Here is a 24,890-nt window from a genome sequence, read left to right on the forward strand (position 1 = left end):
TGTTAAAATTTTAATACTGTTTTAAACAATTGCTATTTTTATTTTCCAAATCTCTTACAATTTCATTTTCGCAAATTATTGAACTTCATTACTAAAACCACACATATGAAAATAGGCTCTACTTTATTAAAGCGATATTCTTCTTTATTGCTTCTGCTTATTCTTTCTTTTTCTGTTAAGGCCCAATATTTCGGACAAAACAAGGTAAGGTATAAAAAACTCGACTTTAAAGTTTTGCAAACCCCCCATTTCGAGATTTATTATTATATCAAAAACGAGAAACTTTTAAAACGGTTTTCGCAAGACGCCGAAACCTGGTACAAAATGCATCAGGAAGTTTTTAGAGATACTTTTTTAAAGAAAAATCCTATTATTCTGTATAATAACCATCCTGATTTCCAGCAAACAACAGCTCTTAACGGAGAAATTGGAATTGGTACCGGTGGAGTTACAGAGGCACTAAAAAATAGGGTAATTATGCCTGTTATGGAGCTAAATAGCCAAACAAGACACGTTTTAGGTCACGAGCTTGTTCATGCTTTTCAATACCACCTTTTGCTCGAAAAAGATTCGATTAGCTTAGAAAATGTTGGGCAAACACCACTCTGGATGGTTGAAGGTATGGCTGAATACTTGTCAATCGGAAAAAAGGATGCATTTACTTCCATGTGGATGCGCGATGCCATGTTGAACCGTGATATCCCTTCATTGAAAGATTTAACCAACTCTAATAAATATTTCCCTTACCGTTATGGCCAGGCATTTTGGACTTACATAGGTTCTCAGTACGGCGATACCACCATCGTTCCGTTGTTTAAGAATACTGCAAAATATGGTTATGAAAACGCTATCAGGTATACTTTTGGCTATGATGACAAAACATTGTCGGGTTTATGGAAAAATTCTATCGATGCGCATTATAAACCAATGTTAAAAGCAGATAGTTCGCAGATCAAAATTACGGGCACGAAAATCATCGATAATAAAAACGCAGGCAATATGAACGTTGCCCCTGCCCTTAGTCCAGATGGGAAATATTTGGCTTTCATGTCAGAAAAAGACCTTTTTGGCATTGATTTGTTTCTTGCAGATGCTAAAACCGGCAGAATTATCAGGAAGCTGAGCAGTCAGATTTCTAACGGCCATATTGATGATTTCAACTTTATAGAGTCAGCTGGAGCATGGTCGCCGGATAGTAAACAGTTTGCCTTTAGTATCTTCAGCCATGGTAAAAACCAGATGATGATTATCAATGTTTCAAACGGAACCACAGTTTCTCAAACAGCGATGGATCAGGTGCAGCAATTTGGTAATTTAACCTGGTCGCCAAATGGAAAAGATGTGGCTTTTTCGGGCATGGTTGAAGGACAAAGTGATATCTTCTCTTACAATTTAGACACCAAAACAGTTACTCAAATTACTAACGATGTTTATTCTGATTATGCACCTAGTTACTCTCCAGATGGCAAAAAATTGGTATTTTCATCAGATAGAGCGGCAATTCAGGCGAACGTAGTTAATGCAGTACTGCCTATAAACCTAGCTGTTTACGATATCGCTTCTAAAACGGTGAGCAATTTAAATGTTTTTCCAGGAGCAAATAACCTAAATGCACAGTTCTCTTCAAACAGTCAAAATATCTATTTCCTTTCTAACAGAGATGGATTTAGGAATTTATATAAATACAATTTCGCAGATAATACAGTAGATCAGTTAACCGATTATTTTACAGGAATTAGCGGGATTACCGAGTTTTCGCCTGCAATTTCAGTATCTACAACTGATGATATTGTATATAGCTATTATCGCTACCAACGTTATACTTTGTATAATGCTAAGTTAAGCAGCTTTAAAGCGAAACGAATTGGTAATCAGGATGAAAACTTTGATGCTGCTATCCTTCCCCCGATGGAAAACATTGGTGTAAACATCATCAATTCCAATTTAAATAATTTTGATCGTTTCGAAAAAACCATAGCCGATTCGATGAAAACTGTGCCATACAAACCGAAATTCAGATTAGATTATTTAGCAAATAGTGGTGTTGGTGTTTCTACCAGCCGTTTCGGAACCGGTGTTTCAGGTGGTATTGTGGGTATGTTTAGCGATATATTAGGCACGAATCAAATCATAGCAAATCTATCCGTAAATGGAGAAATTTACGATTTTGGTGGATTAGTAGGCTACATTAATCAAAAAAGCAGAATAAACTGGGGGGCGGCTGTTTCGCATATTCCATATGTATCAGGGTTTAGGTCTTACGGATACGAAAATATCCCTACAGGTGATAACCAAACTGTTAACGCCTTAGCAGACAGAACGGATATTATTAGAACTTTCGAAGATCAGATCCAGGTTTTTGGGGCTTACCCATTTAGTAAAATACATAGATTTGAATTGGGCGGTGCATTTTCGCATTATAGTTATAGAGTTGATCGATATAGCAATTATTACAATTCGGCGGGTTACTACATTGGTTCAGACAAAAGCAGGATTTCTAACGACGTTGCTTCTCAGGACTACGGCATTCCGTTTAATTCTTTTACACTTTATCAGTTAAACGCTGGCTTTATCGGTGATAATTCTATTTTCGGCCTTACTGGTCCACTTGATGGTTTTAGATACCGTGTAAGTGGGGAAAAGTATTTTGGCTCCTATAATTTTGCTGGTGTAACTGCCGATCTTCGTAAATATTGGAGAGCTAAGCCCGTAACCTTTGCCGTAAGAAGTTACAATACTTTAAGAATTGGTAAAGATGCGGATAGACTTTATCCAATGTATCTGGGTTATCCTTATTTAATTAGAGGTTACGAATCAAATTCAATTTACAAAAGTACCTCGGCTCAATCGTCAGAATCTTTCGATATTAACCAGTTAACAGGAAGTAAAATAGCCGTTTTTAACTTCGAAGTACGCTTACCTTTTACAGGGCCTAAAAAGTTAGCTGCAATACCTTCTAGATTTTTATTCTCTGATCTGAATTTATTCTTTGATGCAGGATTGGCCTGGACAAACGACACCAAGGTGAAGTTTAAAAGTGAACCGACCTATACGACAGAACCTGTATTAGATAACAATGGTGTTCCTGTTAAAGATGATAAAGGAAATCCAGTTACCTATCAATCTACAACGGAACGTGTGCCAGCAATGAGTATTGGTATTTCGTTACGGGTAAACGTTTTTGGCTATTTTGTATTAGAGCCTTATTATGCGATTCCTTTCCAAAGGAAAGATGTTAAAACTGGAGTATTTGGTTTAACATTCGCTCCAGGGTGGTAAAAGGAAATTAATTGCGAAATTGCATATGAAAAAAATATTTTTAATGGTTTTATTGTCTTGCAGTCTGGTGGGTTTTGCTCAAACAGTAACAGAGCCGGCTAATAATCCAAAAGAATGGTCTCAAGCTACAGAGCCATTTAGAATTGCAGGTAATCTATATTATGTAGGCACTTATGATTTAGCTTCTTATTTAATTGTAACAGAAAAAGGAAATATATTAATAAATACAGGTTTAGCTAATTCGCTTTCAATAATAAAAGAAAATATAAAAGCTTTGGGATTTGATTATAAATCAATCAAAATTTTGCTCTTAACCCAAGCTCATTTTGATCATTTGGGTGCGATGTCTGAGATTAAAAAAGAAACCGGTGCAAAACTTTATGTAGATGAGAAAGATGCGGACGCTCTTGAAACAGGCGGAAAATTGGATTATGAGCTTGGAAAATATGGCATAAGTTTCAAGCCTGTAAAACCTGATTTCCTATTGAAGAATAACGATAAGATTAAATTAGGCAACACTACTTTAACAATGCTTCATCATCCTGGGCATACTAAAGGATCGTGTAGTTTTATATTTGATACGAAAGATAAAAATTCTAGCTACAAAATTTTGATTGCCAATATGCCATCCATAATTGTTGATAGAAAATTCTCAGAAATAGCATCATATAAAGATATCCAAAAAGATTATACCGAAACTTTTAAGGCAATGAAAAAGCTTGACTTTGATCTTTGGGTTGCCTCTCACGCAAGTCAGTTTGAGCTCCATGATAAACGTAAATCAGGAGCCCCTTATAATCCAAAAATCTTTATGGATAAAAGTAAATTTTTCAAGAATCTTGAAGATCTGGAAAATGTTTTCCTCGAAAAAATAAAAAATTAACCTTCTCCTAACTTGTTAAAAGCGATTAAATACAAATAATCGCTTTTTTTATGGAGATAGTTTAATTTCTTTTAGTTTAATAAACGTAACAATTAAGACAAACTCGTAAATGATAGTTTTACCTGATTGCTTATATTCCGATGTAAAAGAATATTTTCGAAATCGAGCCCTATAGTTAAATCAATCCAATCTGGATTACAAGATCTTACCAAACGTTCTTTTTGCATGCGTGTAAACCGACTAATTGATTTAAAACGCAGCAAAGCCTGTGCTTCTGTTTTAAATTCTTCAAAATAAACCAGACGGGTTAATTGCTGCCCGTTATCAAAAAATAAGTTTGGCATCTGTTTGTAGAAATCCAGTGTCTTCATTAAATCAGAGCTCATGCCCACGTGCATACTTGTACGATTTCTGTCGGTAACGATATAAACAAACTTTTTCATGATCTTATGTTTAAAACTTAAAACTAAACTATTTAGTATACCCTCTTGCAATTCAAAATAATATTACTAACTTTATGAGCATAAAATTACTAATTATTTTAGTAATTCCAAATTTATTTTAAAATTTATTTTTATGTCAAATATTTCAAATAATTTAAAGTACCTCAGGAAGAAAAAAGGCCATACACAGCAAAATTTCGCTGATATAATGGAAATCAAGAGATCGCTCATCGGGGCTTACGAGGAAGACCGGGCGGAACCTAAATATGATTTGCTAAAAAAAATAGCCGAATACTTTGATCTTACTATCGATGAATTCATCAATGAGAAAATATCTGACAGCTGGAAACCGAAGCCAAAAAGCCAGGGATCTAACCTAAGGGTACTGAGCATTTCTGTTGATCAGAACGATCGCGAAAACATCGAATTGGTTCCGGTTAAAGCAAGCGCTGGTTATTTGAACGGTTTTTCTGATCCTCAATATATTAGCGACCTACCGAAATTTCAACTTCCCTTAGCCGCATTAAGACAAGGTACCTTTAGGGCTTTTGAAATTATGGGCGATAGTATGTTACCTGTTCAACCGGGCAGTGTGATTATTGGCGAATACCTGGATAACTGGAATGAAGTAAAAACCGGCGAAACGTACATCGTGATTAGTAAAAATGAAGGTGTAGTATACAAAAGAGCAGGTAACCGTTTCAGAGAGAATAAAGATTTAAAGCTGATATCAGATAATAAGGTATATGATGCCTATACAATTGCTGCCGACGACATCCTGGAAATCTGGAAAGCCAAGGCATATATATCTACCTCATTACCAGAACCTGCACCAGATCCAACAATGGAAACTTTGACCCAGATGATGGCGCAAATGCAGAAATCAATCTCTCAGTTAAATAAAAATTAACATTTTTTAACAAGGCCCGATTAAACCGTTTGCATTTTTATGTATCTATTGATTTAACAAACACATAAAAAAACAGAACATGAAAAAGGCAATTTTAACAATAGCAATTGCAGTAATGGGATTAACCGCTGCATTTGCTCAAGACACTACAAAGAGAGTAAGACGGGCAATGCCTAAAATGACTGCCGAGCAAAGAGCAGAAAAGGTTACCGCCAGATTAGAGAAACAGCTAAGCTTAACCGCTGATCAAAAGACCAAAATTTACGCCATTGAATTGGAAAACGCAAAGAAAATGGAGGCTTGGAGATCTGCTGATCAAGGCGATATGAAAGGCAAAATGAAAGAACGTAAAGCCGCTATTGACGAGCAAAAAGCTAAAATAGATGGCATTTTAACTGCTGAACAAAAAACCAAAATGGATGCTTTCCGCGCCGAAGCCAAAGAAAAGGGTGAGAAAATGAGAAAAGGAATGGGTGGAAGAGGTAAAAAAGACAAAGCACCCGTAGTTTCTAATCCTCCTGCACAAGGATAAATAGTTCAAACATTAATTAATTATATTTTTGAAAGCGTTCCGATTATTCGGGGCGCTTTTTTTACTTTTGAACGATGAGCAAAATTGAACAGTTTCTTAACGGTAAACTTCAGGAACGAAAAGATAACCTTTCGATCAGGAATTTATCGACGAACATCCCTCCTTTTGATTTTTGTTCTAATGATTATTTAGGTTTTGCCAGATCCGATGAATTAAAAAAACAGATTGACGATACCATAACCACACGCTCCAATTACCTGAACGGAGCTGGAGGTTCGCGACTGTTAAGCGGAAATACCGCGTTTACTGAAGAAACCGAGCAGTTTATTGCCGATTTTCACCTGGCCGAAAGTGGATTGATCTTTAATTCCGGTTATGATGCCAATGTAGGGCTATTATCAAGCATCCCGCAGCGCGGCGACACCATTATTACTGACGAATTGATTCACGCCAGCATTATAGATGGCTGCAGGTTAAGCCACGCTACGCGTTATAAATTCCTTCATAACGATATAAACGATCTTGAAACCAAACTGAAACTGGCAAAAGGAAACATATTTGTAGTGGCAGAAAGCGTTTATTCTATGGATGGAGATATTGCACCATTAATAGAGCTATCTAACCTTTGTGAGCGCTACCAGGCCAACCTGATTGTAGATGAAGCTCATGCTACGGGAGTTTTTGGTGCAAGGGGCAGCGGATTGATCAACCAGCTTAACCTGACCAGTAAAGTATTTGCACGAATTGTAACCTTTGGAAAAGCCTTAGGCGTACACGGAGCCATTATTTTAGGAAGTAAAAACTTACGCCATTACCTTATTAATTTTGCAAGATCGTTCATTTACACCACAGCTGCTCCCATTCATAATATAGTTGCGGTTAGATCGGCATACCAACACTTAAATAAAATTGATCATCAGCTGATTCATCAAAAAATTGCATTGTTTAGAAATATGTTAAAAGAGCAAAACATTAGTGCACTTGATAGCGAAAGTACTATTCAGGGTATTTTGTTTTCACCAAATGAAGCAACTAAACTGGCCGCTACGGCACTGCAAAGCAAAGGTTTTGATGTACGGGCAATATTAAGCCCAACAGTAGCTTTGGGCAAAGAAAGGCTCAGAATCTGTCTTCACAACTTTAATACCGACGAGGAAATTATTTCGTTGGTTAACCACCTTAAAGAATTGAATTAAATGGCTAAATATTTTATCACAGGCATTGGAACAGGTATCGGAAAAACATTAATCAGTGCCATTTTAACCGAAAAACTAAAAGCCGATTATTGGAAACCGATCCAATCGGGAGATTTAGATACTAGCGATAGCATAACATTAGGTAGTTTAATAAGCAATACGCAAACCGTTATCCACCCGGAAAGCTACAGACTAACACAACCCCTATCACCGCATTTATCAGCGAGATTAGATGGCATTGACATTGATCTGAACAAAATCAATATGCCTTTAACGGAGAACAATCTGATTATTGAAGGCGCTGGGGGTTTAATGGTACCCTTAAACGAAAAAGAGCTGATTATCGACCTGATCAAAAAGTTGAATATTGAAGTGATACTGGTTTCACAAAATTATTTAGGAAGTATTAACCACACACTTTTATCTGTCAATCTGCTTAAACAATATAAAATTCCAATTAAAGGCATCATTTTTAATGGCGATGAGAATGTGGAAACGGAAAGATATATCCAGCAATATACCAAAATAAAAAAGCTGGGCAATGTACCTAGCTTCAGCGATATCGATAAAGAAAAAGTGCTGACTGCCGGCCAGGACCTTTTTATTTAACAAATTCCAAAAGCCAGTTATAGTGTGTTTTTTTTGGAAAGCAGTTGTCGTACTGCATTTAAAGTTTAGTCCTGTCTTCTGCTTGTAGTCCCGATTTGAACGAAATCGGAAGCTACCGCGTCAACCAGGTTTAGGACTGTAGCGCTTCTGCAACTATTACTGGTTTAATAGCATAATACAGAGTTTTATTTATTTCTTGAATCTCCACCTCAAATAGTAGTATTGGCACTGCCACCTAAACCCGATCAAAGCGGGATGCTCCCGATTTTTCCATCGGAGCAGAAGCGAGAGCGGGATTGCTGTTAACTAATGCCTCCATCCCTGCTTTCCAAACACATGGCCATCTAACAAGGCAGCAAACCACTATCGCCATAAAAATTATCGATCAGCTAAGTAACCAGACTTTTTAAGAAATTCTGCCCAAACCTGGTATCCTGCCGGAATAAGGTGTAAACCATCTTTGGTAAGTTCTGCCCTTAAATGTTTGTCCTGATCGGTAAAATTTGGATATAAGTCAATAACTGTTACATTTTTATCTGCAAATTTTCTGATTTCATCATTTAACCAAAGAATATGTTCGTCTTTGCCATAATGGTTTTTAAATTTTTCGAAAGCACTGTTCACTGGCAATAGCGTATTGAAATAGATGTGTGTTTTCTTAGAACCTTTTCTGATTCTGGCAATCATTGTTTTATAATTTCTTAAGATCACACTATCTGGAACATTCCGGGAGATATCATTTATACCAATCAGGATAAAAACCTTTGTCGGTTTGCCATCAATTACATCTTGTAAACGCTCTAAAACACCAAAAGTAATATCGCCTGAAATCCCCCTGTTTTTTGCCTGTGGCAGATCTAAAAGTTTAGCCCAATCCGTGCCAGCTGTAATGCTGTTACCCAAAAAGACAAAATCTGTTTTAGATTTTGGATCGGCTTTAAACTTAGCCACCAACTCAACATATTTCCCAGGACGGTAAGTACTGTCCCATTTTACTACCTGAGCCGTAGCTGCTGTAAAACTCAACGTAACTACAACAACGGTTACCAATAACTTGTTAAAAAGTGCTTTCATATTATACTTTTATAAAGGCCTAAAATACTATTTTGCCTGAACTAAAATATCCGGATAATCAGAAATAATACCATCAACATTTAAGGCTTTTAATTTCTGAATATCGGCTAAGGTATTGGCAGTCCAGGGAATGATTTTTACACCATCAGCATGTGCTTTTTTAACCAATTCTTCATTCACCATTTGCCAAACCGGACTTAAAATAAAGGGCTTATAACCTAAATCGGCAATATTTTCTTCATATGTTTTTTTATTGGCAACCAAAAAAGAGGTTTTTATTTTAGGATACTTTTCGTGAATAATCTGGATTGTCCTTTTATCAAAAGATTGGATTACTACAAAATCAGCGATTTTTTTCTTTAAAATTACATCCATTAAAAGTTTAACAAACTCTTCGGGTTTAGGGTTGGTAATCCCATCTTCTTTTTCGTTACATTTAGTTTCTATGTTATAAAAAAACTGCTTGCGCTTATTTGCCTTAATATCGTGCTGAACCGCATCTATTAGGTCAGAAAGTAATGGAAGATATGTTTTTTCTTTTTTCTGCTGAGGAAATTGCTCATAATACCTGGTACCCAGATTAAACTGTTTAATTTCAGCGTAGTTCATTCCAAAAATCGGATATTTTTTGGCATCAGTTACAGGAATATCTTTTCCGTCTGGCGTAAGCATAAATGCCGGGCTTAGGTAATCATCGTGGGTTATTACTACTTTACGATCTTTAGAAATATGGGTATCCATTTCCAAAGTAGTAATTCCTTCTATTTTCATGGCGTTTAACATCGCTGGAATGGTATTTTCGGGCATAAGTCCTCTTCCACCACGATGTGCTTCTGCGCTAAATACCGGAAATTTAACTTCCTGGCTAAATGATTTAACTGCAAATGCAGACAAGAAAATAAAAATTGCTGTTGTATTAAGTTTCATATTTAGAAGGGATTTTATAGTGGCGTCAGCTGTTACCATCTGACACTATTAATCTATAATTGGTTTAGCTTTTAAAATTAATAATCTGTCAGATGTTACCATCTGACAGCACAGGATCCGACAGCACGGAACAGATATAAGGATGTTAAGCATTAATTTCCGCCTCAAATTTTTCTCCGAAGCGGTCGGTGGCCACAACCTTTACTTTTTTAACCGATGGTTCAAAATGTGCCAAGAACAAGTGATCGGTTGAGCGGGGCTCTACAAATGGCCTCGGATTTGGTAGCTTATCGCCTTTATACAACTTTACTGCCAATGGATCATAACCATCTTGTTGTGCCAATACACCCATTGGTTTTCCATCCAAAAAATATTCAACTTTCCATTCGGGGTCATAATTCCAAACATTGGCAATTAATCTTTTTTGATTGGTTAAGGTATCAACATAAATATCAAGCTGCTCTTTACGGTCTCTCCCGGTCGATTTGTAATACCATTTTAAATTGGTTCCATCTACTTCATAAACGCCATAACCACGCGGCGTGCCATCTTCGCAGATCGGGCCCGTCCACCAGCCACCACAAACGGTACCATGGTTATGTTCGTAAATGCCGTTCTTGATTACATTTTTATTAAAATGTGTATGTCCCGACATGATATGAACGTTTTTGAAATCTTTTAATACGGCATAAAAATCATTGTTATTTTTAACAGCATTATGTACAGGAATATGCAGGCAGATAATCAGTAATGCATCTTTAGGTACTAGTTGAAGATCTTTGGCCAGCCATTCCAACTGCGTTGGGGTGATGTACCCGTCGTAAGTTCTTTCTACCCCCAAATAACGTACATCATCTAAAACCACGTAATGAGCCTTACCCCTGTTAAAAGAGTAATAAGTTGGGCCATAATGTGCTTGAAAAGTCCGGTCAGAGGTATCATCACCTCCTTGCCTGTAATCCTGATCATGATTTCCTAATGCCTGAAAAAATGGGATCCCGATTTTGGCAATAGCCTCATCGTATACAGGAAAAAGATCAAAATTATCCCAAACTAAATCACCTACACCGATTCCATGAACGGGTGTTTTCCCCATGCCTTTAACCACTTCTCTTGTATCAGGAACTGAGGTTTCCATCATCTGCGCGACATCTTTTTTATTCTTCACCTGCGGATCTGCCCAAATGATAAAGTTGTGTTTGTTGTCGTTTTGTTTTAGTGGCTTAAGATCGAAATTTAATTTACCTGCGGTATCTGGTTTATAATAATGGCGGGCAATGCTACTTTCGGTTTTAAACTCGTAACCCGAAGGCGTGCTTATCCAAACAAAACGGGCCAGTTCGTGAAGTTTAATCTCATAGTTACCGCTTTTATCGGTTTGCACCACACTGTATCCATCAGAAATCACTACTCCTGAAACAGATTTACCTTTGCTGGTTACCGTTCCGCTTACCAATCCATCAACAGCGAATAAGGAAGATGGAAAGGATTTTAAACTAACAAATAAGGTTGTGGTTAATAAGGTTGATTTTTGTATAAATGATCTTCTATTCATGATTTTTAAGGATATTAAATCATAGGATTTAAATTCTTCAATATTAAGAAGGCCAGTTCTCACTAGCCCTCTTAATATTTTTTATTTAATTTACAAGGGATGTACCACCCTCAATAGCTGTTAATGGTGAAGTAACCGTTAAAGGAACATTGGTTAGTGATCTTCCATTTACCCATCTGCCAGATGTAGCGTCGTAAACTCCTCCCAACTTCACAAAACTGGTGGCAGCAGGGAAGGATAAACGAGTTGAGTTGGTTCCTGCGCCGTAAAACAACTGCAATCCACGGGTTGAAGGATTAAATGTGGTATAAAAATCGTTAATGGTAATTCTATAACCAACCTCTGGTGGGCCAGCCGAATAGAAGTTCCCGTTTGCTCCACCATAAAAAATCACATCTAACGGAGTTGAAGTTACTGTAACCGCTGTCCCCTCAAAAACTGCTATACCAGCAACATTACCACTATTAGCCAACAAGTTATCAGTTTTCGCACCAATACCATCAGCACCAACAGCTCCTGTAGCAACAGAATAATCTACACTTCTTATCCATTTGGCACTGCTAATATCTGTAGAAAGTACACTCGAAGAACCATTAATTCTTTTTGGTGTACCACCAACGTAAAAATATTGACCTTTGCTAACCGTTCCACTGGTAAGGTTAAACTTGTAGGTCCTTGCTCCTCCTGTATTCCATCCTTCGGTTGGAAATGTAGTAGCCCCGGCATTATTACTCGTATATACCGAAAATGGCGTGGTAGCAAAATTAATATCTCGTGTAGCAAGAAACTGGATATATTCATTATTAGCATCTCCTCCATTTGGATCAACAAGAAAGCCTGAAATTACTATTGGTGAAAGTTTAGGTAGTGGTACAAAAACAAAATCATTTTCCTCACGCATCCAAAGTTGGATTTGATTAACCCCATTTGTTGGAATGATAAATGGAATTCCTGTAAAGTTTCCAGTAGGCGACAATGCTCTTGAAGCAAAATTAGCTGTTGCTTCTGTATGAATGGTTGCTTTTCCGTATCCGTCGTTTATAGTTTTATCGCCACTGTAAGTAGCTCCAGCCACTATTTCTGGTTCGTAAATTGAATTAGCAATAGTAACAAGTGTACTTTCGAAAGTATTTGGTGCAGCTAACATTGCAGCTATATTAACTACTAGCATTTTTGGTGTTTTACCACTCGCTATTTTAGTGATCGAGTTAAATGGAACACCTGTAATTTGTAAAATACCATTCACACGCTTTAAAGTTCCTCCTTCAACTTTAACATGAATAGAATCGCCTGGAATAAATTTTGACGCGTCGGCACCAAGATTAAAAGCCATACCTCTTAATGAATCGATTCCATTACCTGCCAACCTACTATTTTGCATAATTAATAAGCCTGTTGGAGAATTTCCCGATCTAAAATCTGATATGACAACACCTTTAACCAAAGTTGCACCAGCCATTAATTCTGATGTAAGTTGTACGTCTCCGCCTTTATAAAGTTTTTTTAAATCGAAGTTGGCGATAAAAGAACTTGGCATAATTTTAATGTAATCATCTTCTCTCTTACATGCGGTAAAAATGCAAGCCGTTATTACTAGTAAAAGGGTATAATTTAATGTCTTTTTCATAAGCTGAATATTAAGGTTTTTGCCACCAAACCAATGTATTGATATCATCAGTGCCTTGAGAGGCTACTGCATTTTTGTAACTTGTTGGGTTTGTAGATTGCGTAATTAACGGATAATTTAATCTTGCTGGCATTCTGCCGCCATTTTCTAAGCCATTACCCTTTGGTATAAATGGATGACCAGTTCTTCGATACTCGAACCACTGTTGAAAATCTACCAAAAACATTGCATAATATTTTTGCAAGTGGATCAATTCCATTTTACTTGCTGCACCTGCCGTTACATTATCTAAAGGAAGTGTGTTATCCCAATCGATATCTGCAGTAACTGCATAAGTTTTTATTAATGGATCGTTTGGATTTGTAAATAAAGTAGGCAACCAATAATTAATCGCATCACCTATCCCTTTGTAATAATAGGTTTCGCCAGTTGTACTAATCCATCCTTTCGCTGCTGCTTCTGCTAAAATAAAATCGACTTCAGCAGCATTCATAATAATACCAGTAAAAGCATCCGTCTGAAGTGTAATCCCATTAGTGACCTGAGCATCAGAATAAAAATATGCTTGTTTCACTACAGAACTACCAGCAGCGTAACCACTAGGAACACCAATGTACCCTCCAGGACCTTGCGCAATTCCCCAACGGCCAATATTGTTTCTTCCGTATTTTGTATCTATTCGTGGATCGGCCCATGTAGTAAGGTTATCCATAAAAAACTTCGTAATTGCTGGAGTTCTAAAATCTACAGCACGAATACCCATAAAAGGTGATGAGTAAACTGCAGTGCTGCTGTTTGTACCGTTCCAAAGAATTTTAGCTGTTTGGCTATTGTCCTGAATAATTGGGTATTTGGCTGGATTAGTATCAATCATTTCTTTGATCTTTGCTATTACCTGGGCACTTACCTCTGATTTTCCTGCGATGCGCATTAAAAGTCTTAAATATAAAGAATTGCCTAGTCTACGCCATTTAGTTACATCACCTTGGTATACTGGGTCGCCGGTTGGTATAATTGTAGCTCCCTCACTTAATAGTGTATTTGCTTCTTCTAACTTTTTAAATAAATCTAGATAGATATCTTTTTGTTTATCAAAAATTGGCTCCAAAACCCCATCCTTACCTTGGTTTGCTTGCGTGTATGGCACATCACCGTAAACATCTGTAAGTAATTGAAATACCCAAGCTTCAGTGATTTTAGAAATTGCTTGATATGACTTATTTATAGAACCAGCCTGACTCGCAATAGTGCTGATGTTTCTTAAATTAGTTAGCTCAGGATACCACGCATTCCAGGTTTGATCTGCAACATTACGTCTTACATCATACCTAAATATTCTTCCCTCACCATCATTAATATCTACAGTAACCTGCATCAGCTCATTATTGAAACTACGATTTCTACTCATGTTGGCACTTAAAACATTTACCAATGCTGGCGCCAATAGTTGGTTTGCTGTTGTTGTGCTTTTTCCAATTGGATCTGTATTAACTTCATTAAAATTTTTCTTACAAGAAAAAAACGAAATGCTAATAACAAATAATAATGTGTAACTGGATATGTTTTTAATATTTTTCATTTTCTTTTTAATTAAAGACCTACAACTAAACGTACACCATAAGATCTGGTTGATGGCAATTGTCCGGTTTCAAAACCTTGTACAATGTCTGTTCCCGATAAGGTACCAAACTCAGGATCGAACGCCGGCCATGGTGACCAAATAAACAGGTTACGACCATACGCACCAAGGGTAAGCTTGGTGAAGCCAATTTTTCTAAGAAACATTGGTCCGAAAGAATAAGTGATGTTTGCCTCTCTAAACTTTAAATAATCGGTACGGAAAATACTTCCTTCTGCTTGATCAGATCCATATATTGAGGTATAGAAATTCTCTAGATTGGTAGCCACAATATCATTAGTACGATAGGTACCATCTGTGTTTTGCACCACTCCATCGCCAACCACACCATTATAACGACCTGGCAATGTTAAAGCCAATTTACCAAGCGCAGCCATCCTCGAGAATGTTAATGAATGTGCCACGGCTCCCAACTGAGCATCGAACAATCCTGAAACGGTAAAACGATCGTAAGTTATTGTTGTACCAAAACTGAATCTAAATTTTGGCGTTGTGTTACCTAAGTAAATTAGATCTGTGCCGGTTTTTGCATTACCAGTTGTAGCGTCATATACAATTTGACCATCTGGAGAGCGAACAAATCCCCTACCATATAAATCGCCCATACTACCTCCAACGTTGGCAACAATTTGTCCGCCACCTAGTGCTCCGGTTCTTAAAACAACCGAACTATCTGCTAATTCTATAATCTTGTTTCTATTTGCGGTAAACGTTCCATTAAGTTGCCATTTAAATTTCTTTGTTTGCAATAGTGTTCCGCTGATGGAAACCTCCAAACCTTTGTTTTGAACTTCGCCTACGTTAAATACAGCTACATTATAACCAGTAGCACGATCTACAATTCTACTTAAAATTTGATTTTTGGTATTGCCTGAGTACGCAGCGAAATCAAAGTTTAATCTATTTTTAAATAATCGTAATTCTGTACCTAATTCAATTGTTGTAGTTTTTAATGGCTTTAAGTTTGGATTTGGCAAAATGCTTGGGTTAGTCATTGCGCTATCCGGATAAATTCCGTTAGAGGCTAAACTGTAGTTATAAGCTGTGCGATATGGCGTAGTACCACCACTACCTACTTGAGAAATTGACGCTCGTAACTTAAAAAAGCTGATGAATTTTGGCATTTCCCAAAGATCTGATGGTACAAATGATGCACTTGCCGATGGATAAAAGAAGCCCACGTTATCCGTTCTAAATGGAGTTGCCAAAGTACTGTTCCAATCTTGGCGACCGGTAATATCTAAGTATAAATAATTTTTAAAGCTGAATGATAACAATGAATAAAAACTGTTAATTCTATACCTCGCTGTATCTGGTACTGATATTAAAGGATTTGCATTATTAGTCAAGCTATAAATCCCTGGAATAACTAATCCATCAGCTCTTAGTTCACCTTTTTTATATTCATTACGCATTTGGCTACCACCCACTGTTGCATTCATTTGAATTGATGGCGAGATCTTTTTATTATATCTCAATAAGAAATCAGCATTAATCTCATAAGAATTAATATTTTGTTGACGATAAGATCCCTGAGCAAATTTATTACCTGCAGCATCATAAGGGCGTTGTGTATCGCGAACATCATGGTTATAATCTACCGATCCGCGAACCAATAAACTCAACTCCTTAGTAAGTTTATAAGTAGCTTGTAAGCTTCCTAATAATCCATTTCTGCGTTGTTTATTAAGATATTGCTCTGATATGGCATATGGACTTTCCGGATTCGTAGTGGTAATATTTACAAACTGTTCATTCACTCGTCCGTTAGCCCAGTAATCTTTATACCAATCTGTATTTACGTTTGGTTGCGCAAACATAAACCAATACATTAACGATTGATTACCGTATCCTGTAGCTGGTAGGTTATCGCTATGTCTATTATTATAAATGGCTTTAAATTGAATATTTAACTTTTTCGTCACATCAGAATTAGCAGAGTAAGACAACGAAGTACGCTCTAAGCCAGTGTTTGGAACAATCCATTCATTGTTACCATGCGAAGCCGAGAATCTCATCGCTACACCTTTGTACGTTCCGTCTAAACTCACTGCGTTTGAAGATTCAAAACCAGTTTGGAAAAATGCATCAACAGGGTTGCCGTATGCTACCCATGGCGTTCTGGTTGTTCCTCTTGTTTTAGTAGCTGGATCGTATTGAAAAAAGCTTGTTCCTTGATTAAATGGTGCTCCCCAACTTGCACTCGTTGCGTTTGTACTCGCACCATCATCAGAAGCGCCGTAAGAGAAATAATTTACACCAAATTGGCCTTGCCCGAATTCACTTTGAATTTCAGGACTTTTGTTCACTTTCTCCCAGGTACTATTAGATGTAAAAGTGATTGATAGTTTTTTTCTTGATTTATTACCTGACTTGGTGGTAATGATGATTGCACCATTCGCACCACGCTGACCGTAAAGTGCTGATGCACCTGGTCCTTTCAGTACGGTAACACTTTCAATATCATCGGGATTTAAATCGTTTAGTGCAGAACCAAAATCTGGTGGCATAATGTCTCCCGATGTTCCATAAACACCTCCAGATGAAGCTGCAGTTCTTCTCGTAGAACTACTTGCTACAACTCCGTCTATCACAATTAGCGCTTCGTTATCACCAGTAAGGTTATTTTCGCCACGAAGAATAATTTTATTTGAAGCCGCAGGTCCGCTGTTTCTTATCAAATTTAAACCTGCTACTTTTCCTGATAAGGCGTCCGTCCAGTTACTGGCTACTGCATTTGTAAATTCGTTACTATCAAGCTTGGTTGTTGCATAACCTAAGGCCTTTTCTTCACGTTTAATGCCCAAAGCCGTTACAACAACATCATTTAATGAGCTTGTGGAAGATTGTAACCTCACTACAGCATTATTATCATTGGTATTAAAAACCTTGGAAAGGGTTTTATAGCCTACCATATTATATAAAACCGTTGCCCCCTTAGCAACAGTGATAGAATAATTTCCCTTCTCATTTGTTACGGCTAAAAACTTTTTATTCTTATCGGTTATGGTGGTCCCAATTAATGTTTGTCCATCCTCATCATCTAAAACCGTTCCCTTGATGACAACGTTCTGTACTGCCGTTTGTGCAAAACTGTAATTAATGCAAATAAGTTGTATTACGGCTGCGAACACCAAAACGCTAAAGCGTTTTAGCTTTCCTTTAAAAAAAGGTTTACTTTCTTTGTGATTGTCGGGATTGCTTCTCTTTACATGCAGAACGCACTCATACCACGAAATCTGTTGAGTAAAATTTTTGATCATAATTATTATAGTATATCCGGTTAGTAATAGGGTTCATATGTGCGATTTATTTTGTCCGGATTTGCGGGCAAAGTAAGCCTGTTTATGTTAAAAATATATTAAGCAAGTATTAACGTATTAAAGACAACTCTAATAAGTTGCGATTTATTTTATTTAACTTACTATATATTTCGTTATATAAAATTATAAAAACAAATCGAAACTAAAAACAATAAAATCAATCAATACGAAATATTTCTTAATTGAATGTTTAAAAAGACAGGAATATGGATGATTGTAAAAGAAGTAGATTAATCAATTATACAGCTAAATCACAAATAAGTGACTTATCCTTAATTAGCAAAGGAATAAGGAGCCGAAAAGCAAAAGAATATTAACACAACGATATCTCGTAATAATTTTATTACAAACCCAACTATGCTAAAAAACAGAGAGCAACAAAACGAAACACTGTCTTGTAACATTTATATGCAAATCAAATTCGAAAGATAAAGAAACACGATTAACCTAGCTTTATATACTTAAATACATGTTTCATGTAAAGTTTACGTAAAGAGAATGTCCGCTCAAGCACAATCAAAATAATCACAGGGATAATTAAAAATTCCAGCAGACTAAAAGTGTAGAAAAAGAAGCCAAAAATCAATATCAGCCTGAAACATTCCAAATAATAAATCCACCTTCTCTGCTCTAAAAGGGCTCCGATATTGATTAATGTAACCAAGCTAAAGATAAGTATTGCACCCTTATTGAATGGTGTTAAAGCACTATAAAATAAAGTAGCGCCTGTAAGCATTGCAACTACCCCGATCAGCTGCATATTTAAATAGGTTTTAAACTTGGGCTTAGCATGGTTCTGTTTTTTATGCTGAAAGTAACGTTCTTCTAAAATTGGCCGGATGTTTTGATCCATCAACGCTGGACTCCCGAATACGGCATTCCATTTAGCCTTAAATCCATTTGCACGCCTATATGCCTCTCCTATTTCCAGATAATAATGAAAATGCTGCCATAGGAAACTATAACTTTTAATAGGATGTGTTAACCCATACTTCGGTGCTTCTTCTTCCGCCTGGAAAGTACCAAATAGTTTATCCCAGAAAACAAAAACGTCACCATAGTTTTTATCCAGGTATTTCTCGTCAGAAGCATGATGAACACCATGTAAAGAGGGCGTGATGAATATATGTTCCAGCCAGCCCAGCTTACCGATTAATTGTGTATGCGTAAAAAATGAATAAGCTCCATGAGCTAAAAGTATGGTAATAATCATATTGGGATGAAAACCAATTAATGGTAATATACACCAAAACACATTGCGGAAAATGGCTTGAATGGTCGTAATCCTCGCAGCCGCGGATAAATTAAACTCTTCGCTCTGGTGATGAACGATATGTGCAGCCCACAAAAAATTAATTTCATGGCCTAGCCTATGGTACCAGTACCAAACAAGATCTGTCGACAAAAGCAATAATATCCACACATACCACTTTGTAGAAATATCAAAAATTGCATAATTTAAATACACCCAATCGTACACCTGATAAAAACTCGCCGCAATAAATAAGTTCAATAACCTTTCGGCAATACCTACACTAAAATTTGCAACCGTACTTTCATATTTAAATATTTTCGCTTTTTTTTGGTGCCGGGCGATTCTAAACTCAATAAATACAAAAATAAAAAATGCTGGAATAGCAAATGCAAGGTAGTTTACCGTCATAACTTTTGTGGTCTTTTTTAGTTTAACGGAACAAACTTAAATATATTCCATTAAATACATAGATTTTATAGAATATATTATTACACCTAAATTACTCCGATCTTCATTTAATGTTTGTTGTTTTAATTTATTTGTAGAACTTCGAAATTATAAATACACAATTATGGCTACGGATAAAAAAGCTGAAAACAACAATATATTATCTATTGATATAGGCGGTACAAGCATTAAAACGGTTCTCTTGGATGAAAGTGGAAATATGCTTACCGAATATTTAAAAAGCAAAACACCGCCAGAAGCTACTCCAAAGGATATTGTTTCTGGAATTATAGAGTTGATTAAGCCTTTTCCTGTTAGCTACAACCGCGTGTCGATCGGTTTTCCAGGTTATGTTAAAAACGGAATTGTTAAAACCGCCCCTAACCTGGCAAAAAACAAATGGGCAGATGTTGATCTCGCTCAGCGTGTTGCTAACGAGTTAGGTAAATCGGTACGTTTGGTAAATGATGCCGATCAACAAGGCTTAGGTGTGGTTGAGGGCAAAGGCTTTGAAATTGTTTTCACAGTAGGTACAGGTTTTGGAACAGCTTTATTATTCGATGGAGAATTACTACCGCATTTAGAACTTGCCCATTTCCCGATCAGCAAGGAAGAAGACTATGACGATTATATCGGAAATAAGGCTTTTGAAAAAATTGGATCTGAGCGCTGGAATAAAAGGCTCAAAAAAGTAATCGAAATCTATAAAACGGTTTTCAATTATGATACCTTATATATTGGTGGTGGCAATTCTAAACAAATAGACTTTAAACTGGAAAGCAATATTAAAATTGTAACCAACAGAGACGGGATTAAAGGTGGTGCTAAACTCTGGAAACTGGCCGACAAGTACAACATCTTTACAGTTGAGCCTAAATAATAATAATCTTTATTACAATCTTTTAACAACAATAGCTGCAATATTAATTTGTAAATCCTAATTTTGGGTGCATTATAAAAAATAAAAAATGGCAAATAACGATTCGAAAAAATATAAATTGGGAATGATCGGTTTAGGCACAATGGGCCGGAACTTATTATTAAACATGGCTGATAAAGGCTTCTCCGTAACAGGTTACGATAAAGACAGAAAAATGATCTCGAAACTTGAAGAAGAAGGCAAGAAACACAACTTAGAAGGATTTGATGATATTGAAAGCTTTATTTCTAGCTTACAAACACCACGTACATTAATCCTATTAGTACCAGCCGGACCAATTGTAGATAGCGTTATTGCAGAACTAAAACCACTTTTAAGCAAGGGCGATATTATTATCGATAGTGGAAACTCACATTTTACCGATACCAATCGCCGTGTTGACGAATTGGAAAAAGATGGTTTACATTTCTTCGGAATGGGTATTTCTGGTGGTGAAGAAGGTGCACGTTTTGGTCCGAGTATGATGCCAGGTGGCGATAAACAAGCTTATAACGTAGTTAAAGATGTTTTTGATGCAGTAGCTGCAAAAGTTGGAACCGATCCATGCGTAACCTATATTGGCCCTGGTGCTTCTGGCCACTTTGTTAAAATGGTACATAATGGAATCGAATATGCCATTATGGAGCTTATTGCTGAGGTTTATGGCATTCTTAAAAATGGCTTAGGCTATTCAAACGATGATATATATAAGGTTTTCAAAAAATGGAACGAAGGTAGATTGCAATCATTCTTATTAGAAATTACTGCCGAAATTTTTCTTTTTAAAGATACGGAAACACAAAACGATCTTTTAGATCAGATTAAAGATGAAGCACGCTCAAAAGGCACCGGAAAATGGACTTCGGAGGTTTCAATGGAACTTCAATTACCTGTACCAACCATTAACGAAGCTGTTTCTAACCGTGATTTATCTAAATTCAAAAAACTAAGGGTTTCTTTAGAGGAGGCTTTTGGCAAAAAAGACACCAAAATTGCTGTTACTATTGATGAACTGGAAGATGCATTTTACTTCTCTATGATCAGTGCTTATGCACAGGGTATGCATTTACTGGTTCAGGCTTCAAAAGAATACCAATACGATTTACAGTTACAGGAAATTGCTAAAATCTGGCGCGGTGGCTGTATCATCAGGGCTAAATTTTTAGAAGATATTTATCAGGCTTACGATAAAAACAACGCTTTAGAACATTTATTTGGCGATGCCGGTATCCAGAATATTATCAAAGGTACTTTATCTGGTACACGCAAAACAATTAGTGCATGTATCAATTCCGGTTTGGGTATCCCTGCATTTGCGTCTACCCTAACCTATTTCGATACCATTACCACAGCTAGAATGCCTTCTAACTTAATCCAGGCACAAAGAGATTTCTTTGGAGCACACACCTTCGAGCGTATCGATAAAGATGGTGTTTTCCATGCTGATTGGAATAAATTATCATAACCTATTAGATTCACGAACAAGAACATAAAATGAAAACCAAAACCGCATTAAACCCTACCATTTTTGTAATATTTGGTGGAACAGGTGATTTAAACAAAAGAAAATTAGCACCTGCCCTATATAATTTATTTATTGAGGGTTACATGCCAGATAAATTTGCCATTATTGGTACCGGTAGAACCGAATTTACCGACGATAGCTACAAAGCTGCTTTAGAAGATGCTGTAAACCAGTTTTCTCGCAGCGGAAAAGTAAAAAAAGAGAAATGGGACGATTTTGCAAAGACGATGAGTTACTGTCCTACCGATTTTGCCCAGCCAAAAACTTTCGAAAACCTTAAAGCAACTGTAGAAAAATATCAAAAAGAATTTGGAGTCGGAACACAGGTAATTTTCTATCTGGCAGTTGCACCTAATTTCTTCCCGATTATTGCTGAATGTTTGCAGAAATATAAACTTACGCAAGATGAAGACAATAGCCGTATCGTTATCGAAAAACCTTTCGGCCATGATTTAGAATCAGCAAAAGAGCTGAATACATTATTGAGCACCATTTTTACCGAAAAGCAAATCTATCGCATCGATCATTATTTGGGTAAAGAAACCGTACAAAACATGATGGCTTTCCGTTTTGCCAATGCATTGTTCGAGCCGTTATGGAACAGATCTTATATTGATCACGTTCAAATTTCGGTAACCGAGCAGTTAGGCGTGGGCGATCGTGGAGGTTATTACGAAGGTTCTGGTGCTTTAAGAGATATGATTCAGAATCACCTGTTGCAATTGCTTTGTTTGGTTGGAATGGAAGCGCCAATTAATTTCGATGCCGATGAAATCAGGAACCGTAAGGTGGAGGTTTTAAGAGCAATGCGTCCTTTTTCTGCTGAAGATATCCGTTTTCATACTGTTCGGGGTCAATATAGTAAAGGTTGGGTTGAAGGTAAGGAAGTTCCTGGATACCGTCAGGAAAAAGGTGTTGATGCACATTCTAATACCGAAACTTTTGCTGCTGTTAAATTCCATATCGATAACTGGAGATGGCAAGGTATTCCTTTCTATTTAAGAACTGGAAAACGCTTAAACCAAACTTCATCTTTAATTACCATTCAATTTAGAGATGTTCCGCATCAGATTTTCTCATCAGGTGTAACCGAAAACTGGCAACAAAACAGGTTAGTAATCAGCATACAGCCAGAAATGAGTATCCGTATGCAGGTACAGGCCAAAAGACCTGGATTGGATATGGTATTGAATCCTGTTGATATGGTTTTCGATTATAAAGGAACTTACGAGGGTGATACCCCTGAGGCTTACGAAACCTTATTATTGGATGCAATGATGGGTGACCAAACCTTGTTTATGCGCGGCGATCAGGTAGAAACGGCATGGGAACTGGTCATGCCGATTTTAAATACTTGGGAAAGCAAAAAATCAATCAACTTCCCTAACTACCCTGCCGATAGCTGGGGACCAGAAGAAGCTGAAGCACTTATTGCAAGAGATGGTTTCCACTGGTTTAACCTGCCATTGAAGAATAAGGAATAAATTTTTACTCAGGTCGTCACCCTGAATTTATTTCAGGGTCTTGTTCGAGATAGATGCTGAAATAAATTCAGCATGACGGCCCTTATTAGTTACAAAATGAATCTACTCATATACAAAACATTAGAAGAACTGAATCAGGATCTGGCAGATTATGTAATTAAAATTGCAGAAATGTCTATCGAAGAAAACGACCGTTTCAATTTCGTACTTACAGGCGGTAGTTCTCCTAAAGCACTTTACCATTTTCTTGCTACCGAAGGGCAGCACAGAATTGATTGGGAAAAAGTATATTTTTTCTTTGGCGATGAGCGTAATGTTCCTGCCAGCGACGATAACTACAACGGACTAATGGCAAAAAAAACCATTTTAGATCCACTAGGTATTGCAGCAGACCATATTTTTTACGTTGATACCACTTTGGCTCCAGAAAAAGCAGCTATCGAATATAAAAAAGCAATCGATAAACACTTTAACGGTGAAGATCTAATTTTCGATTTAATCCTTTTGGGTATGGGCGATGATGCACATACGGCTTCGATTTTCCCACACACCACTTTGGTTAAAGATGAAGAAGTAAATGTGGCTTCAGTTTATGTAGAGAAATTGGATACGTACCGCATCAGTTTTACAGCACCGTTAATCAACAAAGCCGATAATGTAGCATTTTTGGTTTTTGGGGAGAATAAAGCCGAAGCTTTAAAACATGTTATTGGCGATGAGCAAAAAGATGTTGCAACTTACCCTTCACAGTTAATTGATCCGATTGATGGAAAATTAACCTGGTTTACCGATGAGGCTGCAACAAAATTACTAGAAGATTAAAGATAATGATGTCTGAAGAAAAACATTTGTCAGACTTTTTAAACGGAAAAACGGAATATACCCTAGGGTTATTCCGTTTTTTTATTGAGCAATTAGCTGAACTCGGAGAAATTAATCTGCGGACTACAAAATCCATGATTGCAATCGAATCAAAAACAGGATTTGCATATATTACGCAATTGGGTAAAAACTTTATTCATGTGATTATTCCTTTCAATCAACCGTATGAAAACAATCTGTGCTTCACTAAAATTGCACAGGTGCCAGGAACGAATCAATTTAATCATCATTTGAGGATCTTCTTTAAAGAAGACGTCAATGATGAAGTGAAAAGCTTTTTAAGGATGGCGATGAAACGAAATACGTCACCCTGAACTTGTTTCAGGGTCTATAATGTACTGTGGTAATTTTCAAGGTAAAAGATCCTGAAACAAGTTCAGG

19 protein-coding genes are annotated in these 24,890 nt (G+C 36.8%); 11 read left to right on the forward strand and 8 right to left on the reverse strand.

Translation table 11 applies throughout. The features are described 5' to 3' along the window. Window positions 1–105: 105 nt before the first annotated feature. Entirely contained in the window at window positions 106–3,279 is a 3,174-nt protein-coding gene (locus J7E57_RS12665) for a peptidase MA family metallohydrolase (RefSeq protein ID WP_215128956.1), read from the forward strand. 25 nt (window positions 3,280–3,304) lie between these two features. After that, window positions 3,305–4,162, forward strand: coding sequence for a PEDO-2 family subclass B3 metallo-beta-lactamase (blaB3PEDO, locus tag J7E57_RS12670; RefSeq protein WP_215128957.1), 858 nt, complete (start codon window positions 3,305–3,307; stop codon window positions 4,160–4,162). A 92-nt stretch (window positions 4,163–4,254) separates the two neighbouring features. Here blaB3PEDO and J7E57_RS12675 read toward each other — a convergent pair whose 3' ends face one another. Continuing rightward, the gene (locus J7E57_RS12675) at window positions 4,255–4,605 is read right to left on the reverse strand and encodes a GIY-YIG nuclease family protein (protein WP_029275228.1); all 351 of its coding nucleotides are present in this window, start codon (window positions 4,603–4,605) and stop codon (window positions 4,255–4,257) included. Window positions 4,606–4,738: 133 nt separating this feature from the next. On the opposite strand from J7E57_RS12675, the gene J7E57_RS12680 reads away from it, so the two are divergent. The 4 genes from J7E57_RS12680 (at window position 4,739) to bioD (ending at window position 7,852) form a co-directional block, all read left to right on the forward strand. Then, on the forward strand, window positions 4,739–5,515 hold the full coding sequence (locus tag J7E57_RS12680; protein WP_086546492.1) for an XRE family transcriptional regulator: 777 nt from the start codon (window positions 4,739–4,741) through the stop codon (window positions 5,513–5,515). A 79-nt stretch (window positions 5,516–5,594) separates the two neighbouring features. Further along, a complete protein-coding gene (locus tag J7E57_RS12685) occupies window positions 5,595–6,047 on the forward strand; it encodes a DUF4890 domain-containing protein (RefSeq protein ID WP_215128959.1) in 453 nt (150 codons plus the stop codon). A gap of 74 nt (window positions 6,048–6,121) precedes the next feature. After that, on the forward strand, window positions 6,122–7,243 hold the full coding sequence (locus J7E57_RS12690) for an aminotransferase class I/II-fold pyridoxal phosphate-dependent enzyme (protein WP_215128961.1): 1,122 nt from the start codon (window positions 6,122–6,124) through the stop codon (window positions 7,241–7,243). Beyond that, entirely contained in the window at window positions 7,244–7,852 is a 609-nt protein-coding gene (gene bioD, locus J7E57_RS12695; RefSeq protein ID WP_215128963.1) for a dethiobiotin synthase, read from the forward strand. It begins immediately after the preceding gene. Between the two features lie 378 nt (window positions 7,853–8,230). Here bioD and J7E57_RS12700 read toward each other — a convergent pair whose 3' ends face one another. The 7 genes from J7E57_RS12700 to J7E57_RS12730 form a co-directional block, all read right to left on the reverse strand. Next, window positions 8,231–8,926, reverse strand: coding sequence for a GDSL-type esterase/lipase family protein (locus J7E57_RS12700; protein ID WP_215128965.1), 696 nt, complete (start codon window positions 8,924–8,926; stop codon window positions 8,231–8,233). A gap of 27 nt (window positions 8,927–8,953) precedes the next feature. After that, entirely contained in the window at window positions 8,954–9,853 is a 900-nt protein-coding gene (locus J7E57_RS12705) for a glycerophosphodiester phosphodiesterase family protein (RefSeq protein ID WP_215128967.1), read from the reverse strand. A 145-nt stretch (window positions 9,854–9,998) separates the two neighbouring features. Next, window positions 9,999–11,408 carry a calcineurin-like phosphoesterase C-terminal domain-containing protein gene (locus J7E57_RS12710; RefSeq protein WP_215128969.1) on the reverse strand — a complete coding sequence of 470 codons (1,410 nt, stop codon included), beginning with the start codon at window positions 11,406–11,408 and terminating at the stop codon, window positions 9,999–10,001. An 85-nt stretch (window positions 11,409–11,493) separates the two neighbouring features. Continuing rightward, on the reverse strand, window positions 11,494–13,035 hold the full coding sequence (locus J7E57_RS12715) for a DUF5689 domain-containing protein (protein ID WP_215128971.1): 1,542 nt from the start codon (window positions 13,033–13,035) through the stop codon (window positions 11,494–11,496). A gap of 10 nt (window positions 13,036–13,045) precedes the next feature. After that, window positions 13,046–14,614, reverse strand: a complete 1,569-nt coding sequence (locus J7E57_RS12720; RefSeq protein ID WP_215128973.1) for a SusD/RagB family nutrient-binding outer membrane lipoprotein — start codon at window positions 14,612–14,614, stop codon at window positions 13,046–13,048. 11 nt (window positions 14,615–14,625) lie between these two features. Beyond that, window positions 14,626–17,937 (reverse strand): SusC/RagA family TonB-linked outer membrane protein, encoded by a 3,312-nt coding sequence (locus J7E57_RS12725; RefSeq protein ID WP_215128975.1) that lies wholly within the window; start codon window positions 17,935–17,937, stop codon window positions 14,626–14,628. A gap of 502 nt (window positions 17,938–18,439) precedes the next feature. Continuing rightward, the gene (locus tag J7E57_RS12730; RefSeq protein ID WP_215128977.1) at window positions 18,440–19,660 is read right to left on the reverse strand and encodes a sterol desaturase family protein; all 1,221 of its coding nucleotides are present in this window, start codon (window positions 19,658–19,660) and stop codon (window positions 18,440–18,442) included. Window positions 19,661–19,823: 163 nt separating this feature from the next. Here J7E57_RS12730 and J7E57_RS12735 point away from each other — a divergent pair, with 163 nt between their 5' ends. The 5 genes from J7E57_RS12735 to J7E57_RS12755 all read left to right on the forward strand — a co-directional run bounded on the left by J7E57_RS12735 (window position 19,824) and on the right by J7E57_RS12755 (window position 24,823). Continuing rightward, window positions 19,824–20,579, forward strand: a complete 756-nt coding sequence (locus tag J7E57_RS12735) for an ROK family protein (protein ID WP_215128979.1) — start codon at window positions 19,824–19,826, stop codon at window positions 20,577–20,579. Between the two features lie 88 nt (window positions 20,580–20,667). Continuing rightward, window positions 20,668–22,083: an NADP-dependent phosphogluconate dehydrogenase gene (gene gndA, locus J7E57_RS12740; RefSeq protein WP_215128981.1), complete on the forward strand. Its 1,416-nt coding sequence runs from the start codon at window positions 20,668–20,670 to the stop codon at window positions 22,081–22,083. A gap of 29 nt (window positions 22,084–22,112) precedes the next feature. Beyond that, window positions 22,113–23,627, forward strand: a complete 1,515-nt coding sequence (zwf, locus tag J7E57_RS12745; protein WP_215128984.1) for a glucose-6-phosphate dehydrogenase — start codon at window positions 22,113–22,115, stop codon at window positions 23,625–23,627. A 96-nt stretch (window positions 23,628–23,723) separates the two neighbouring features. Continuing rightward, complete coding sequence (gene pgl / locus J7E57_RS12750) at window positions 23,724–24,449, forward strand: 6-phosphogluconolactonase (RefSeq protein ID WP_215128986.1); 726 nt, start codon at window positions 23,724–23,726, stop codon at window positions 24,447–24,449. A gap of 5 nt (window positions 24,450–24,454) precedes the next feature. After that, window positions 24,455–24,823: a DUF5655 domain-containing protein gene (locus tag J7E57_RS12755; RefSeq protein WP_251029899.1), complete on the forward strand. Its 369-nt coding sequence runs from the start codon at window positions 24,455–24,457 to the stop codon at window positions 24,821–24,823. Window positions 24,824–24,890 lie beyond the last annotated feature (67 nt).

It is taken from the genome of Pedobacter sp. ISL-64 (assembly GCF_018613605.1).
Taxonomy (GTDB): Bacteria; Bacteroidota; Bacteroidia; order Sphingobacteriales; family Sphingobacteriaceae; genus Pedobacter.

Coding starts and splice junctions, on each gene's coding strand:
- J7E57_RS12665 (WP_215128956.1), top strand. CDS start 106: ATGAAAATAGGCTCTACTTTATTAAAGCGATATTCTTCTTTATTGCTT.
- blaB3PEDO (WP_215128957.1), top strand. CDS start 3,305: ATGAAAAAAATATTTTTAATGGTTTTATTGTCTTGCAGTCTGGTGGGT.
- J7E57_RS12675 (WP_029275228.1), bottom strand. CDS start 4,605: ATGAAAAAGTTTGTTTATATCGTTACCGACAGAAATCGTACAAGTATG.
- J7E57_RS12680 (WP_086546492.1), top strand. CDS start 4,739: ATGTCAAATATTTCAAATAATTTAAAGTACCTCAGGAAGAAAAAAGGC.
- J7E57_RS12685 (WP_215128959.1), top strand. CDS start 5,595: ATGAAAAAGGCAATTTTAACAATAGCAATTGCAGTAATGGGATTAACC.
- J7E57_RS12690 (WP_215128961.1), top strand. CDS start 6,122: ATGAGCAAAATTGAACAGTTTCTTAACGGTAAACTTCAGGAACGAAAA.
- bioD (WP_215128963.1), top strand. CDS start 7,244: ATGGCTAAATATTTTATCACAGGCATTGGAACAGGTATCGGAAAAACA.
- J7E57_RS12700 (WP_215128965.1), bottom strand. CDS start 8,926: ATGAAAGCACTTTTTAACAAGTTATTGGTAACCGTTGTTGTAGTTACG.
- J7E57_RS12705 (WP_215128967.1), bottom strand. CDS start 9,853: ATGAAACTTAATACAACAGCAATTTTTATTTTCTTGTCTGCATTTGCA.
- J7E57_RS12710 (WP_215128969.1), bottom strand. CDS start 11,408: ATGAATAGAAGATCATTTATACAAAAATCAACCTTATTAACCACAACC.
- J7E57_RS12715 (WP_215128971.1), bottom strand. CDS start 13,035: ATGAAAAAGACATTAAATTATACCCTTTTACTAGTAATAACGGCTTGC.
- J7E57_RS12720 (WP_215128973.1), bottom strand. CDS start 14,614: ATGAAAAATATTAAAAACATATCCAGTTACACATTATTATTTGTTATT.
- J7E57_RS12725 (WP_215128975.1), bottom strand. CDS start 17,937: ATGATCAAAAATTTTACTCAACAGATTTCGTGGTATGAGTGCGTTCTG.
- J7E57_RS12730 (WP_215128977.1), bottom strand. CDS start 19,660: ATGACGGTAAACTACCTTGCATTTGCTATTCCAGCATTTTTTATTTTT.
- J7E57_RS12735 (WP_215128979.1), top strand. CDS start 19,824: ATGGCTACGGATAAAAAAGCTGAAAACAACAATATATTATCTATTGAT.
- gndA (WP_215128981.1), top strand. CDS start 20,668: ATGGCAAATAACGATTCGAAAAAATATAAATTGGGAATGATCGGTTTA.
- zwf (WP_215128984.1), top strand. CDS start 22,113: ATGAAAACCAAAACCGCATTAAACCCTACCATTTTTGTAATATTTGGT.
- pgl (WP_215128986.1), top strand. CDS start 23,724: ATGAATCTACTCATATACAAAACATTAGAAGAACTGAATCAGGATCTG.
- J7E57_RS12755 (WP_251029899.1), top strand. CDS start 24,455: ATGATGTCTGAAGAAAAACATTTGTCAGACTTTTTAAACGGAAAAACG.